The following is a 14,759-nucleotide window of genomic DNA, read 5'->3' as shown; positions in this document are numbered from 1 at the left end:
CCTGCGTTCTTCGCTGAAGGATTCATAACTGAGGTGCGCACCTCAGCGCAAGCGATTTTTGAGGTGCGCACATCAATTCTTGATTTCGCGGCGATTTTGGTGGAGTAGATTGGAGACGATACACACTGGGAGTTCCGCATGCGGCCAACAGCCAAAGATCTTGCTGAGGCAGCGGGCTTGAGCCTCGCAACCGTCGACCGCGTGCTGAACGACAGGCCGAATGTCAGCCCGAGGGCCGTTCGCAGTGTCAACGAAGCCATTGAGCGCATTGGATTTATTCGAAACCCGGCAGCCGTCAGCCTTGCCCGCAACAAGAGCTACCGGTTCCGGTTCGTGCTGCCGACGAGCGGCGATCTCTATCTGGCGGAACTCATCCATCGGGTGGAAGAGGCGCGGGTGTCGATGAAGGGGGATCTCATCGACCTCGATTTCGTCCAGATCCCGATCGACGACCCGCATAAGGTTGCCAAGTACCTCGCCGATATAGACGAGAACGAATTCGACGGGATCGCGATGATGGCGCCGGAATCGCCGCAAGTGCGCGACGCGATCGGCCGCCTGATCGAACGCGGCGTCAAGTTCGTGCAGTTTCTGTCCGGACAGGAAAAGCTCCCGACCGCCGATTTCGTGGGCGTCGACAACTACGCCGCCGGCGCGACGGCGGCCAAGATCATCGGCCGGTTTGTCGGCCGGAGGGCGGGAAAGGTCCTGATCGTGGCCGAGACGATGCAGTCGCTCGACAGCATCCAGCGACGCTTCGGCTTCGACGATATCGTCAATTCACAGTTCCCTCACCTGCAATGTCTGCCCTCGGTCGAAACCCACGGCGACGAGCGCAGGGCCACCCAGATCCTCCAGCGAGTCCTTGAAAACAATCAAGAGGTTGCGGCGATCTACGTGTTGAGTTCCGAGGCCAGGATCCCGCTCGAGGGCGCAGCATCCTTCACCGATCTGCAAAAGATCACGGTGGTCGTCCACGAACGCACCCCCTTCAGCGAACGCGGCCTGCGCGACGCCAGCGTTGACGCCGTCATCGCCCAGGACCCGGGACACGCGGTGCGCAGCGCCATCCGCATCATGCGCGCGCGAACGGATTTTCGCGAACCGCACGCCGCACAGGACAAGATCAGAATAGAGGTCCTCCTCAAGGAGAACCTCTGACCCTCGGAGAGTGCATCTTTGACGTGCGCACCCCAAGCAGATGGGGGCAACGCCTGATCGCGACGGCGCCGCCGGCAGGCGCGTGAGGAGGCCCGCCCCACGCACCCGACTATGACCAGGCGCCTTCGTTCAAGGCGATCGAGGACAGGCGCGGACCGCTAAATGACGTGGGTGGATGCGGAGATCAGGCGCGCGCTTTGGCGCGCACCTTCTGCGGCTGCGCGGACGGTTGCTGGCTGGCGCTGCCGCCATAATTCACCAGCATCTGCATGGCTTTCTCTATTCCCGCGGGACTGTTCGGGTCGGTGTCGTTCGCGCGACACCAATCCTCGTGCTGCTGTTTGATCACGTCCATGTCGGCGGTAGAGAATGTGCCGGGCATTCTTCGCCCTCCCTTTAAAAAATCACACCAAAGAGAAAACTATCACAACGGCGGAAAGAGGCTCCCCGCACAACTAGGGGGTTTGCGCCCTCGAACAGCAAATTCCTTTGCGCAGCCGCCTTTTCGCAGAGCTATGACGGGCACCTGAACATTGCTCGCGCCGAGGCAAACTTGACACGATCGGCGGCATCGCGGCAGCATGAGGGGTAACTCAAAGCCGTGACTTGGCGAGACCTGCAGTTCGGCGGAAGACCGAGCAAACGCGTTCTGGCCCGGTCGGGAGGGAGGGAAGTGATGGGGTATGATTGGAGCGGCTCGCGCGAACGGCGGATGAAGGTCGCACGGTTCAGTGCGGCGCTGACACTGGCCGCAATGTTCGTAACCGTAGCGGCGCAGGTCGTGACGAGAGCAATTTGAGCCCGTCCTCTTCGTTATGATGCGGACGAAGACGCCTTCATCCGGGCGTCGACCTCCCGCGCCACACCATGGGGTGCCGGAAGAACGGAACCCAGGCTCCCCATGGACAGCGAAAGGCAAGTCTCGGCCGCCAGCGGCTACCTCTCCTGATATGTCCGAGCATGCTCGATAGGCAACGGGAGGTCTTGGCGGCACGAGCATGAAGGGCACATGACGACGACCATCAAATCCAACGAGACACAGCCCGAACGTCTCAAGATCGGCTTCGTTCTGGCGCGGTCCTTCACCCTTTCGGCATTCGCGCTCTTCATCGACACGCTGCGACTTGCGAGCGACGAGCTCGACAAGTCCGGCCGCATCCGTGCCGACTGGCAGGTGCTGGGCAACACGCGGCATCTCATCGCCTCCAGTTGCGGCGTGCAGGTGGCGCCGACATCCGACCTCGTTGATCCAGCGGGGTTCAACTACATCGTCGTGGTCGGCGGCCTGCTCAACAGCAAACAGCCGATCGACGACGACACCGTCCGCTTCCTCCAGAAGGCGGCGGCGCGCAAGGTGCCTCTGATCGGTCTCTGTACTGGGACATTCGTCCTTGCCGAAGCGGGCCTGATGACGGGGCACACCGTCTGCGTGAGCTGGCTTCATTATCAGGCGTTCCGCGAGCGGTTCCCCGATCTCAAGGTTCGTTCGGACCGTCTCTTCAATCTCGATCGCACCCGTGGATCCTGCGCTGGCGGCAGCAGTGCCGCCGACATGGCGGCCCATATCGTGCGCCTGCATATCAGCAAGGAAGCCGAGCGAAATGCGCTCGAAGTGCTGCAGATCGACAAGGCCCGCTCGCATCTTCATGTCCAGCCGAGAAAACCGCTGGCGATCGAGAGCAACGACCCACGCCTGAATGCCGCTCTCATCATCATGGAGCAGCACACGGACAACACGCTGTCGATCCCGGAGCTGGCCGCATCCGTCGGCTTGTCCCGACGGCAGCTCGAACGCCTGTTCATGGACAAGGCGAAAATGTCGCCGGCGCTCGTCTATCGGAAGTTTCGGCTGGAACGCGCCAAGCATCTGCTGACGCAGACGAAGGCGCCGTTGATCGACATCGCGCTCGAAGTCGGGTTCGAGAACGCCGGCCACTTCTCGCGGATTTTTGCAAAAACCTACGGTCAATCGCCGAGCAAGTTCAGGGCCACGCTTTCGGCGTGACCCGTCACAGGCGATCCTGCCGACAGCGCACTGGCCATAGCCGCCGCCGTCGGCTCATCAGTTTCCTCAGGCCTGACCGCTGCCCGCCGATACTGCTTCCTTGACGGCGAGCTCGGCCATGGCCAGTGCTGCCTCCCGCGTCGCTGCCGCCGCGATGAAGCGGCCGTTGTGGCAGAACCGCGCGCCAGCCACGCCGCAAGCCGCCTCCAGCTCGCCGTTCGTCAGGCCGGCCCAGGCAGCCGGCAGATCGGCGCGCAGCTCAAACCCTTCATCGGCCTTGCGAATGCCCGTCAGGCACCAGTCATTCTCGCGCGGATGAACGACGAACAACAGGTGGTCGGCGCCAGCTTTCACGATCGCCGGGCGGAACGGCATGCCCCGCGGCAGTTCGAGCACTCGGCTCTCACCGGCAAGGGCGATCTGCTGCAGCACGAGCGCCTCGGCCCGAAGCTTGGCGGCGCGTTGCGACACGCCAGCCTCGACGAAGGCGCGCGCGATCGAAAGGGCCTGATGGAAGCTGCGGTCCTCGGCCTCCTGGCCGGATTCGTCGAAGACAGGCTTCAAGGTTTCCAGCAGCGCCGACAGCGTCAGCCCCGCCAAGGGGCCGGCCACGGAGGGGTCGAGCGCGCCGTTATCGACCAGATCCACCGGCAGCACGAAGCGCGCATCGAAGGCCGCATGGACCGCCTCCACATGGGCCTCAGGAACGCCGAACGCTGCCAGATAGGCGCGACCGTAATGCTTCCAGATCAAGCCGAACGAACTGTAGGGCTGGCCATCCTCTCTAACCGGCGCCCCGCGCTGATGATGATCGAACAGCCCGGCCCCGGCATCATACTGGCCACCAACATCATAAATGATGCGGTCCGCCCCGGGCTTCAGCCATTCCGACGCCCGGCTGCGAACGAGGCGAGCCTCAGGGAAAAGCCGCGTAAGGATGACGCTGGAAAGCAGCTCGTCGGCGTGGAAACCACCGGAATGGGTAACGAGAAAGTCTGGGATCATTCCGAATGGCCTTATGGTTGGTGACGCGTGTGTGCGGCACGACATAGCCATTGCCCGCGGTGACCTCAACCCGTCATCGCGCCTTCGTCGCAGTGTTCTGCCCTCAAGCTATCCAAAATCCGGCGCTAGATGTCGTGCCCGTCCTGATGCTGCCCCACGCGTTCGCAAGCCGACGACATCACTGTCATCAGGTCCGCGACCTTAGCAGCCAAGGCCGACCTCCCCGTCAACCAACCGACGGAGCTGTTGCCGTCACGCCTTGCGCAGCATATTGCTCTAACGCGTCATTTCGAAGATCGCCTCGCCGGAAATCGGGTCCGTGACCCCGAGATCCTGGCTGAGTTCCAGGAGCGTATCGCGGAACGTGTCGAGGTTCGCCTTCATCATGGGCCGTGCCGCGGCGATCGCCTCAAGGCTTTCCCATTCGGCAATTGAGAAATACGATCCATCCGCTGACTTGCTGAGCGCCATCTTCCTCAAGCCTTCAAAGTCGCGACCAGCGCTGCGAAACAGCTGCTCAAACCGTTCCTCTTGACCGGGTCTCACGCGGAAACGGACACAATTATAAGCCGTCATCCTAACCTCCCTATGGGACGCAACTTCTACAGGATGGATCCGATGCAGTTCACTCGCAAGAGGCAGGCGAAGCACGGTCGCAGCCTTGCGATCGCCGGCAAACCGGGAGCCATTCGAACTGCGCTTTGACAAACCTGCCGGGCCTCGCGGCTGAACTTGGTCGAGGCGGCTTCATCGTGCATCGCGGGCCATTATCGCTGCGGTGGCAGACCTCTCCCAGCCGCTCTGAAGATGGCGTGCAGAAATCTCTTTTGCGCCCTTGACCTTCCCATCGTTGGAAGCCCCATGTTGTGACAAAAGACAGAGAAAGGAGCACGATCATGGGATCTGTGACCCCCATTAGAACAAACGACCTCGAAGCGATGTCCGCCGCCGCATTGAGCGCCAGCATTCCCGTCGAGGGCATGACCTGCGCATCCTGCGTGGCGCGCGTCGAAAAGGCTATTCGCGCTGTGCCTGGTGTGACCGAAGCCTCGGTCAACCTTGCAACGGAACGCGCTGACGTCCGCTTCGATGCCAGCACCAAGTCGGCCGACATCGTCAAGGCGATCGAGAATGCCGGATATGGTGCGGCCGAAGACACGGTCGAGCTCACCATCGAAGGCATGACCTGCGCGTCCTGCGTCGCCCGCATTGAAAAGGCGCTGAAGACCGTGCCGGGCGTCACCGAAGCCAACGTCAATCTGGCGACCGAGCGCGCGTCGGTGCGCATAACCAGGGGCATCGCCACCGCCGCCGCACTCGAAGAGGCGGTTCGCGTTGCCGGCTATGCCGCCAAGCGCATCACCGGCGACGAAAGCGTCGACCGCGAAGGCGAGAAGCGCGAACAGGAGACGCGAAAGCTTGGGCGCGCGTTGCTGATTGCCGGCGTCCTGACGCTGCCGATCTTCGTGCTTGAAATGGGCTCGCACTTCATCCCGGGCGTGCACGAATTCGTCATGAACAATATCGGCATGCAGGAAAGCTGGTATCTGCAGTTCGCGCTGACGACGCTGGTGCTCTTCGGCCCGGGCCTGCGTTTCTACCAGAAGGGTGTCCCCGCCCTCTTCCGCCTGGCGCCGGACATGAACTCATTGGTCGCGATCGGCACCTCCGCCGCCTGGATCTATTCGGTCGTCGCCACATTCGCGCCCGAGCTTCTGCCAGACGGTACGGCCAACGTCTATTACGAGGCAGCTGCAGTCATCGTCACCTTGATCCTGCTCGGCCGGTTCCTGGAGGCGCGCGCCAAGGGCCGGACCTCCGAGGCGATCAAGCATCTGATGGGCCTGCAGGCAAAGACCGCCCGCGTCATCCGCAACGGCGAGACGGTCGAGGTGCCGCTGTCCGACGTGCAGACTGGCGACACCGTCGTCGTGCGCCCGGGCGACCGGGTTCCTGTCGACGGCAGCGTCCTCGACGGAAACTCCTATGTCGACGAATCGATGATCACCGGCGAGCCGGTTCCGGTCGAAAAGGTGGCCGGCAGCGAAGTCGTCGGCGGCACGATCAACAAAACCGGCTCCTTCACCTTCCGGGCCACCAAGGTCGGCGCCGATACGGTGCTGGCGCAGATCATCAAGATGGTCGAGCAGGCCCAGGGCGCCAAGCTGCCGATCCAGTCGCTGGTCGACCGCGTCACCGCCTGGTTCGTGCCAGCCGTCATCGCGATTGCGCTTTTGACCTTCGGCGTCTGGCTGGTCTTCGGTCCGGATCCGGCGCTCACCTTCGCGCTCGTCAACGGCGTCGCCGTGCTGATCATCGCCTGCCCTTGCGCCATGGGCCTTGCCACCCCGACCTCGATCATGGTCGGCACCGGCCGCGCCGCCGAAATGGGTGTGCTCTTCCGCAAGGGCGAGGCACTGCAGACGCTGCGCAACGCCGCCGTCATCGCCGTCGACAAGACTGGTACGCTGACCAAGGGCCGCCCGGAACTGACCGACCTCGAAACCGCCGAAGGCTTCGATCGTGATACCGTGCTGACGCTGGTCGCCGCCGTGGAGACCCGCTCCGAGCACCCGATCGCCGAAGCAATCGTCGACGCAGCCAAAGCAAAGGGACTGGCGATCGCCGAACCGGCCAGGTTCGAAGCAATCCCCGGGTTCGGCGCCAGCGCCGAAGTCTCGGGCCGGACCGTCCATGTCGGTGCCGACCGCCTGATGACGCAGCTGAAGCTCGACGTGTCGGCCTTCGCCGACCAGGCGGCCCGCCTTGGCTCGGAAGGCAAGAGCCCGCTCTATGCCGCGATCGACGGCAAGCTGGCGGCGATCATCGCCGTTGCCGACCCGATCAAGGAGACGACGCATCAGGCGATCCGCATGCTGCACGATCTCGGCCTGAAGGTCGCGATGATCACCGGCGACAACCGCCGCACCGCAGAGGCGATCGCGGCCAAGCTCGGCATCGACGAGGTAATCGCCGAAGTGCTTCCAGATGGCAAGGTCGCGGCTCTGAAGAAGCTGAAGCAAGGCGGACGCGCGGTCGCCTTCGTCGGCGACGGGATCAACGATGCGCCGGCGCTCGCCGAAGCCGATGTCGGCCTGGCGATCGGCACCGGTACGGACGTCGCCATCGAGAGCGCCGACGTGGTGCTGATGTCCGGCGATCTCCTGGGTGTGCCGAATGCGATCGCGCTGTCCAAGGCGACGATCCGCAACATCAAGGAGAACCTGTTCTGGGCCTTTGCCTATAACGCGGTACTGATCCCGGTTGCCGCCGGCGCGCTCTACCCGGTCTACGGCCTCTTGCTGTCGCCGATCTTTGCGGCCGGTGCCATGGCGCTGTCGAGCGTCTTCGTGCTGGGCAATGCCCTGCGGCTTCGGGCCTTTCGCCCGGTTGCCGCAGCACAGGCGGCCTAGGTTCGATCGTCTCCCCGGCTCTCGCCAGCATGGCGGAAGCCGGGGAGAGCCCTTATATTCTCAAGGGAATGGCCGCACGGCGGTAAAAAGGATGACATCATGAATATCGGCGAAGCTTCCCGCGCCTCCGGCGTCTCGACGAAAATGATCCGCTACTACGAGACAATCGGCCTCATCCCGCAGGCCGACCGCAGCGAAGCCGGCTATCGCAACTATGGCGACAACGACGTCCATACGCTGCGCTTCATCCGCCGCTCGCGCGATCTCGGTTTCACTGTCGAGCAGATGGCGGACCTCTTGGCGCTCTGGCGCGACCGCGAGCGCGCCAGCGGCGAGGTCAAGAAGATCGCGCTCGAACATGTCGAGATCCTGGAGCGCAAGGCCGAGGAGCTGAAGGCGATGAGCCGGACGCTGAAACATCTCGCCGCCCATTGCCATGGCGACGGCCGCCCGGACTGTCCCATTCTCGAAGATCTCGCAGACGCCACGAACGCGCCGACGAAGGCAACCGAGCCCGCCCGCTTCGGTACGGCCGGCATCGATCCGGTCCGCAACCGGCGGCACGGGTGACGACGAGTGCGCATCCTGGAGCCTCACGCATTCGTGACGGCGCCAGGCGCAAGCATCATTGACAGGAATCAAAGGCGTTTCTACGGATCGATCATGGAGAAGGTGCGAACCACATATCTGCGTTTGCTGATAGTGCTGAAGCTGGCGATCGCTTTGTCGCTGGCCGTGCTGCCTTTTTCCACCGCCTCCGGCATGATGCATGCGGCCGCGCACGGCTCGATGCAGATCGAGGCAGCCGCCAATCCGATGCAAGCTGCGACCGAGCATTGCCCGAGCCTAGAAAAGGGCAAGGTGAAGCCGGCACAGGAAAACGGCAAGTCGGACAAGAAGGATTGCTGCAAGACCTTCTGCGCCGCCGTGGCGGTGCTCGGCGATGTCGACGGAAGCCATCCGGCTTTCCCGCGCTCCATCCGCAATTTCGGCCCGCACCCGCAGCTCACCCCCGGTGAGCTCGACGGCCTTCATCGTCCCCCAAGAGCCTGATTTCGTGAATCCGTGACCGCTGCTGCGGGTCTCCGTTGGTCTTGGCCGACGGAAGGATCTGCAGTGGTGCGAAGCGTTGCCGTGGTTTCCGCGTGTCCGATGTGACGCTCGACCACCTCTAGCGCCGTCCGCGACAAGGCCCGCCCGGTTTCATCCGGTCGATCGCCGGCCTCTGCCATTCACATTTCAGGTTTGACCATGAAACGTTTGTTTTCCATGGCGCTCCTGCCCATCATCCTGGGCGGATGCGCTGCCACATTGCCTGCCGAGGTCTCAAGCCTTGGCGATCCCGCCAATAGCACGAGCGGTATTCGAAGCACGCAGTATCGCAGCCCCATTTCGGGCTACACCCACCGCGAACCCACCGGCCCCAAGGCCTGGGGCCCCCTCAACGAAAAACAGTCGACCGCCAAGGGAGACGCGTCATGAGGCTTCGCAAGCTCAACCTCGCGGCAGCCATCGGTCTGCCCCTCGTGCTCGCCGGCTGCGTGACCGAATACTCGGCCAAGGACGCGGGCTTCACCACCGTGGATGCCAAGGTCTCGACGGCCGCGACCAAGAAAAGCGTCTGGATCCAGAACCGCGAACAGGCAGACAAGGTCAATGCCGAGGTCAAGGCGCTCCTGAAGCGCAAGACAATCGACGCCGACACCGCCGTTCAGGTCGCACTCCTCAACAACAAGGGCCTGCAGGCCGCCTATGCCGATCTCGGCGACGCGTCGGCGGATGCCTGGCAGGCGACGTTGTTTCTCAACCCGACTGTCTCGATCGGCACCACCGGGATCGGCACACCGGAACTGCAGGCCTACAAGGCGATCGAGGGGCTGGTCACCACCAACATCCTGGCGCTCCTGACCCGCGACAAGACCATCGCGGTCGCCGACGCGCGTTTCCGCCAGGCGCAGCTCAACGCCGCGCTCAGCACGCTGCAGCTGGCCGCCGAAACCCGCCGCGCCTGGATCGAAGCGGTTGCCGCATGGGAAACAGTCGCGCAACTGAACCAGGCCCAGGCGGCTGCGGACGCCTCCTCGGAACTCGCCGCAAAACTGGGTGAGACCGGCGCCATGGGCAAGGGCAACCAGGCGCGCGAGCACGTCTTCAACGCTGAACTCGCCGGCCAGGCAGCCGAAGCCCGGCTTGCAGCCCGTCTTGCCAAGGAAAATCTGACGCGACTGATGGGTCTCTGGGGTAGCGATGTCGACTACCAGGTGCCGAACCGCCTGCCGAACATGCCGAAGACGCTGGCCCGCAAGGACAGCATCGAGGCCGAAGCGCTGAAGCGCCGCGTCGACCTGCAGATCGCCCGCCTCGACCTCGAAGCCGTGGCCAAGTCCTACAGCCTCACCGAGGCGACCCGCTACGTGACCGACCTGGAACTCGTCGCCGGTGCGGAGGCGGAACGGGAGAAGGAGGATCATGGCACCAAGGTCGAGACGACCGGCCAGTTCGAGTTCGAATTCGTGATCCCGATCTTCGACAGCGGCAATGCGCGCATGCGCAAGGCCGAGCTTGCCCATATGCGCTCGGCGAACCTGTTGGCGGAAAAGGCGGTCAACATCCGCTCGGAAGCACGCTCAGCCTACGAGGCCTATCGCTCGCGCTACGACATCGCCCGGCACTACCGCAACAACGTCGTGCCGCTGCGCACCAAGATCGAGGAAGAAGCGACGCTCAGCTACAACGGCATGATCACCAGCACCTTCGAGCTGCTTGCCGACGTCAGGGCCAAGGTCAATTCGACCGTGCTCTCCGTCAACGCGAAGCGCGATTTCTGGCTGGCCGATGCCGATCTGATGACCGCAATCCACGGCGGCGGATCGGGCGGCTCGGCTGGAGGCGCGGCAGCGCCCGCGGCAGCGGAAGCCGGCGCCGGACACTAGGGCGGGAGCAGGAAAAGTGTGTGCGGTTTTCCGTACGCATCCCGCCCTAACTCAAAAAAGGATCAGATATGTTCAACAGAAGAAACTTCCTCGGCGCCGGTGCTGCTCTCGTTTCGACCGCCGCCTGGGCCCAAACCTCAAATTCCGGCCTGCCCGAAGCGGCAAGCATGGACAATGCCTCGACCCAGAAGCCGCTCGTGCCGACGAGCGGACCGGACTACAGCCCGGTCGTCACCCTCAACGGCTGGACATTGCCGCACCGTGTGAACAACGGCGTCAAGGAATTCCACCTTGTCGCGGAGCCGGTCGAACGCGAGATGGCCGACGGCATGACCGCCTATCTCTGGGGCTATAACGGCCAGTCGCCAGGCCCGACAATCGAGGCGGTCGAAGGCGACCGCGTGCGGATCTTCGTCACCAACAAACTGCCGGAACACACCACCATTCACTGGCACGGCATGATCCTGCCTTCGGGCATGGATGGCGTCGGCGGCCTGTCGCAGCCGCATATTCCGGCCGGCAAGACCTACGTCTACGAGTTCGACCTCGTGAAGTCCGGAACCTTCATGTACCACCCCCATGCCGACGAAATGGTACAGATGGCCATGGGCATGATGGGCTTCTTCGTGGTGCACCCGAAGGATCCGAACTTCATGCGTGTCGATCGGGATTTCGTGTTCCTGCTCAATGCCTATGACATCGATCCCGGCACCTATGTGCCGCGCATCATGGAAATGACCGACTTCAACATGTGGTGCTGGAACAGCCGGATCTTCCCGGACATCGACCCGCTGGTCGTGTCCAAGAACGACCGCGTGCGGGTCAGGGTCGGCAACCTCACCATGACCAACCATCCGATCCACATGCACGGCTACGACTTCGAGGTGACCTGCACCGATGGCGGCTGGGTGCGGCCGGAGGCACGCTGGCCGGAAGTGTCGATCGACATTCCCGTCGGCGCCATGCGCGCCTACGAATTCGACGCCAAGTACGAGGGCGACTGGGCGATCCATTGCCACAAGTCGCACCACACGATGAACGCGATGGGCCACGATATCCCGACCTTCATCGGCGCCGACAAGAAATCGGTCGCGGAAAAGATCCGCAAGGTGAAGCCCGACTACATGCCCATGGGTACGGCCGGCATGGCCGACATGGGCGAAATGGAAATGCCGCTCCCCGACAACACGATCCCGATGATGACCGGCTGGGGTCCGCACGGCGCGTTGGAGATGGGCGGCATGTTCTCGGTGGTGAAGGTGCGCGAAGGCATCTCCGCCGGCGATTACAGCGATCCCGGCTGGTACGAAAACCCGCCGGGAACACAGGCCTGGGAATGGACCGGCGCATTGCCGGAACCGACGCGGGCCAAGGATGCCAAGACCGTGCTCACGCCCAAACCGTGAGAGGGCGGCCGACTGCAATGACCTCTTTCAAATCCATCAGGAACATTACGATGAAGAAATCAGCACTCGCTCTGGCGCTCGTTATCGCCTCCGCCCTTTCCTCCCAGGCGCTCGCCAGCGGCAGCCACGCCGGCGGCCACGACAAGGTGTCGATCGGCGAGCCCGGCGACAGCAAGAAGTCGACGCAGACGATCCGCGTCACCATGAAGGAAACCGACGACGGCAAGATGATCTTCACCCCGGCAACCATCAAGGTTCGCCAGGGCCAGACGGTCCATTTCGCCATCAGGAACGCCGGCGAACTCGCCCACGAATTCGTGCTCGACGACAAGGCGACGATCCAGGAACACAAGATCACCATGGAGAAGTTCCCCGACATGGAGCACGACGACCCGAACGCCATCCGGCTCGAGCCGGGCAAGTCCGGCGACATCTACTGGACGTTCACCAACGACGGCACCTTCGAATTCGCCTGCCTGGTGCCGGGCCATTACGACGCCGGCATGCACGGCCCACTCGACGTAGTGAAGAAGTAACCCGAGAAAACAGGAAAGGATGAAACCATGAAAACCGTAGGCAAACTCCTCGCAGCGCTCGCATTGGCTGTTTCCACCGCCACGTTCTCCCTACCCGCCCAGGCCGCGGAGTTCACCAAGGGCGTGGTCAAGAAGATCGACACCAAGGCCAAGAAGGTGACGATCGACCATGAGGATCTGAAGAACCTCGACATGCCGGCCATGACCATGGTGTTCCGCGTCGATGACGCGGTGCTTGCCAAGCTCAAGGAAGGCGCGTCGATCGAATTCGTCGCCGACCGTGTCAACGGCAAGCTGACCGTGACCGAGATCAAGTAGCAGCGACAAACTGCCCGGGTCGACTTTGCGCGGCCCGGGCGCCACAATCCTGAGATCAGGCAAGAATGGAAAGGAATGTTCGATGAACGTATTACGCAGGCATTTCGTGGCGGGCACGATCGCGGGCATCACCCTCTTTGCGACGGGCGCCGTCGCGGCAACCGGCACCATGGCCGTCTACAAGGATCCGCAATGCGGCTGCTGCGAACAATGGGCCGACGCAATGGAAGCGGCCGGCTACAAGGTCGAGGTGCGCGATGAGGCCGACATGTCGGTGATCAAGACGCGCTTTGCGGTTCCGGCCGACATGGAGGGCTGCCATACCGCCGTCATCGACGGCTATGTCATCGAGGGCCATGTACCGCTCGAAGCGGTAAAGAAGCTGCTGGCCGAAAAGCCGGATGTCGCCGGCATCGCGGTTCCCGGCATGCCTTCAGGCTCGCTCGGCATGGGCAACGATCCGCAGGCCTCGTACGATGTCTACACCATCGCCAAGGCGGGCGGCGCGAAGTCGACGGTTTATTATCAGGTCAGGCCGGCGAACTAAGCCGCGCTTCGCCCTCTAAAGGAGAGCACACAATCCAAGACGCCTTCGCGACGGCGAGGGCGCCTTGGCTTTCAATGAAGCCAGCGCCTGAATAAGTTAGGGGTTCTCCGGGTCGATTGGCGATTCCAGCACCTGCGGCTCTCCGATCTCAACCGCATGCCCGTCCAGGTCACTGAAGCGGAACACACGCTGGCCCCATGCCTGACGCTCGACCGGATGGATCAGGTCCACATGCGGCGCAATGCGCGCGAAGGCCGCATCGACATCCTCGTGCTCGAAATAATGCAGCAGATTTCGCCGCCCGTAAGGCTCATCCGAACCAAACTCTGTTCGCCAGACGGTCCGCTCCAGCGAACGTCCTTCATGGATCGCGAAGCCGCCTTCGAAGAGGACGAAGTTTCCGAAATCCTCGCGAACCGTCAGGCCAACAATCTTCTCGTAGAATTCCCGGGAGTGATCGATGTCGCGGACGAAAGGGATCGGATTGATGAACCGCATGCAAGTCCTTTCGTAACGTCCCGAGCAGATAGACAAATCTATCTTCGCTGCCGCGCGGAAGCCAAGAAATTCAGGCGGCGCGCCAGCTGTCGTCTTCACCCCGCTGAAGCAAGGGCGTTTGAAACACTCCGACGACACGCTCCGGCCAATGCGGTGCACGGTCCGCAAGCGGCTGGTGCCAGCGCTCGGTCTGCAGCATGGCCGCGCCGATCGCGACCGGCTCGATGCCGCAGGCTTCCATCAGCGTCAGCCCGGCAAGGATCGACGTACCGCTGGAAATGACGTCATCGATCAGAGCCACGCGCTTACCCTCAAGCAACGGCAACATGCGCGGATCGACGTAGAGACGCTTCTTCTGGTCGGGCGTGGTGATCGAGGAGAGCGGCACGGAGAGATCGTCGACATACCAGAACTTCTTGGACGTTCCGAGTGGCACGTAGCGGCTATGGCCGAGCTTGCGGGCAACGGCAGACGCAAGCGTGAGGCCGAGCGTCGGCAGACCGGCGACGACTTCGGGCTCATAGGGTGCGAGCTTCGCCGCAAGTTCCGTTGCCAGTGCGTCCTCAACAGCAAAGCTCGCCTGATTGACGATCAGCGAGGCCAGCGCATGTTTGCCGTCGGCGAGTTGACGGATCGGCAGGAGAATCTGCCTGCCATCGCCGAGGGACGCCGGGAAGAAATCGCGATAACCCGCCTGAATATCGAAGCTTTTCGGCGGGTAGATTTCCTGCCAGAAGTCGTGGGGCTGCATCGGTCCGGTCCTCGTCTGCGCGCTTTCGCCCGAAATGAAAGGCGATCAAAAAGGCCGGCTTGCTGTTCTGGTTCCGGCCGTTTTCGTCTATACCGTTTGCGACTTCGATCAAACCGAAAGGGCGCTGCGGCTCAAGCAAAGCACGCGGAATTCACAAGCCCTTCGCGCAATGAAACATGGGAATGC

Annotated in this window: 16 protein-coding genes; 11 read left to right on the top strand and 5 right to left on the bottom strand. The window is 62.8% G+C overall.

Going from position 1 to position 14,759, the window contains the following annotated elements; genetic code table 11:
- The first annotated feature begins 138 nt into the window (after window positions 1-138).
- Window positions 139-1,161, top strand: coding sequence for a LacI family DNA-binding transcriptional regulator (locus IB262_RS22100; protein ID WP_034799296.1), 1,023 nt, complete (start codon window positions 139-141; stop codon window positions 1,159-1,161).
- Window positions 1,162-1,345: 184 nt separating this feature from the next.
- Here IB262_RS22100 and IB262_RS22095 read toward each other — a convergent pair whose 3' ends face one another.
- Window positions 1,346-1,543: a hypothetical protein gene (locus IB262_RS22095; protein ID WP_034799295.1), complete on the bottom strand. Its 198-nt coding sequence runs from the start codon at window positions 1,541-1,543 to the stop codon at window positions 1,346-1,348.
- 627 nt (window positions 1,544-2,170) lie between these two features.
- Here IB262_RS22095 and IB262_RS22090 point away from each other — a divergent pair.
- On the top strand, window positions 2,171-3,166 hold the full coding sequence (locus tag IB262_RS22090) for a GlxA family transcriptional regulator (RefSeq protein ID WP_089043737.1): 996 nt from the start codon (window positions 2,171-2,173) through the stop codon (window positions 3,164-3,166).
- A gap of 66 nt (window positions 3,167-3,232) precedes the next feature.
- On the opposite strand, the gene IB262_RS22085 is transcribed toward IB262_RS22090, so the two are convergent.
- Both IB262_RS22085 and IB262_RS22080 read right to left on the bottom strand, forming a co-directional pair.
- Window positions 3,233-4,171, bottom strand: coding sequence for an MYG1 family protein (locus IB262_RS22085; RefSeq protein ID WP_060644318.1), 939 nt, complete (start codon window positions 4,169-4,171; stop codon window positions 3,233-3,235).
- A 276-nt stretch (window positions 4,172-4,447) separates the two neighbouring features.
- Window positions 4,448-4,747 (bottom strand): antibiotic biosynthesis monooxygenase family protein, encoded by a 300-nt coding sequence (locus tag IB262_RS22080; protein ID WP_060644317.1) that lies wholly within the window; start codon window positions 4,745-4,747, stop codon window positions 4,448-4,450.
- A 362-nt stretch (window positions 4,748-5,109) separates the two neighbouring features.
- Here IB262_RS22080 and IB262_RS22075 point away from each other — a divergent pair, with 362 nt between their 5' ends.
- From IB262_RS22075 to IB262_RS22035, 9 genes are all read left to right on the top strand, one after another.
- Window positions 5,110-7,584, top strand: coding sequence for a heavy metal translocating P-type ATPase (locus IB262_RS22075; RefSeq protein ID WP_060644316.1), 2,475 nt, complete (start codon window positions 5,110-5,112; stop codon window positions 7,582-7,584).
- Window positions 7,585-7,683: 99 nt separating this feature from the next.
- A complete protein-coding gene (gene cueR / locus IB262_RS22070; RefSeq protein ID WP_034799282.1) occupies window positions 7,684-8,154 on the top strand; it encodes a Cu(I)-responsive transcriptional regulator in 471 nt (156 codons plus the stop codon).
- A gap of 93 nt (window positions 8,155-8,247) precedes the next feature.
- Window positions 8,248-8,637 carry a hypothetical protein gene (locus IB262_RS22065; RefSeq protein ID WP_060644315.1) on the top strand — a complete coding sequence of 130 codons (390 nt, stop codon included), beginning with the start codon at window positions 8,248-8,250 and terminating at the stop codon, window positions 8,635-8,637.
- A gap of 198 nt (window positions 8,638-8,835) precedes the next feature.
- The gene (locus IB262_RS22060) at window positions 8,836-9,066 is read left to right on the top strand and encodes a hypothetical protein (protein ID WP_060644314.1); all 231 of its coding nucleotides are present in this window, start codon (window positions 8,836-8,838) and stop codon (window positions 9,064-9,066) included.
- Entirely contained in the window at window positions 9,063-10,517 is a 1,455-nt protein-coding gene (locus tag IB262_RS22055) for a TolC family protein (RefSeq protein WP_089043734.1), read from the top strand. Before IB262_RS22060 ends, IB262_RS22055 begins: the two co-directional genes overlap by 4 nt.
- Before the next feature lie 68 nt (window positions 10,518-10,585).
- The gene (locus IB262_RS22050; protein WP_060644312.1) at window positions 10,586-11,923 is read left to right on the top strand and encodes a copper oxidase; all 1,338 of its coding nucleotides are present in this window, start codon (window positions 10,586-10,588) and stop codon (window positions 11,921-11,923) included.
- A gap of 50 nt (window positions 11,924-11,973) precedes the next feature.
- On the top strand, window positions 11,974-12,459 hold the full coding sequence (locus tag IB262_RS22045) for a plastocyanin/azurin family copper-binding protein (RefSeq protein ID WP_034799273.1): 486 nt from the start codon (window positions 11,974-11,976) through the stop codon (window positions 12,457-12,459).
- Window positions 12,460-12,486: 27 nt separating this feature from the next.
- Window positions 12,487-12,777 (top strand): copper-binding protein, encoded by a 291-nt coding sequence (locus IB262_RS22040; RefSeq protein WP_060644311.1) that lies wholly within the window; start codon window positions 12,487-12,489, stop codon window positions 12,775-12,777.
- Window positions 12,778-12,859: 82 nt separating this feature from the next.
- On the top strand, window positions 12,860-13,324 hold the full coding sequence (locus IB262_RS22035; RefSeq protein WP_034799270.1) for a DUF411 domain-containing protein: 465 nt from the start codon (window positions 12,860-12,862) through the stop codon (window positions 13,322-13,324).
- Between the two features lie 96 nt (window positions 13,325-13,420).
- Here the strand turns inward: IB262_RS22035 and IB262_RS22030 are convergent, their stop codons facing one another.
- Complete coding sequence (locus IB262_RS22030) at window positions 13,421-13,822, bottom strand: VOC family protein (protein WP_060644310.1); 402 nt, start codon at window positions 13,820-13,822, stop codon at window positions 13,421-13,423.
- A 70-nt stretch (window positions 13,823-13,892) separates the two neighbouring features.
- Window positions 13,893-14,609, bottom strand: coding sequence for a phosphoribosyltransferase (locus IB262_RS22025; RefSeq protein WP_280138786.1), 717 nt, complete (start codon window positions 14,607-14,609; stop codon window positions 13,893-13,895).
- Window positions 14,610-14,759: the final 150 nt, after the last annotated feature.

The organism is Ensifer sp. ENS02, from assembly GCF_014851885.1.
In the GTDB taxonomy this organism is placed as follows: Bacteria; Pseudomonadota; Alphaproteobacteria; order Rhizobiales; family Rhizobiaceae; genus Ensifer; species Ensifer adhaerens.
Note: the sequence above shows the minus strand (reverse complement) of the source record. Positions and strands in the feature narration are given on the sequence as shown.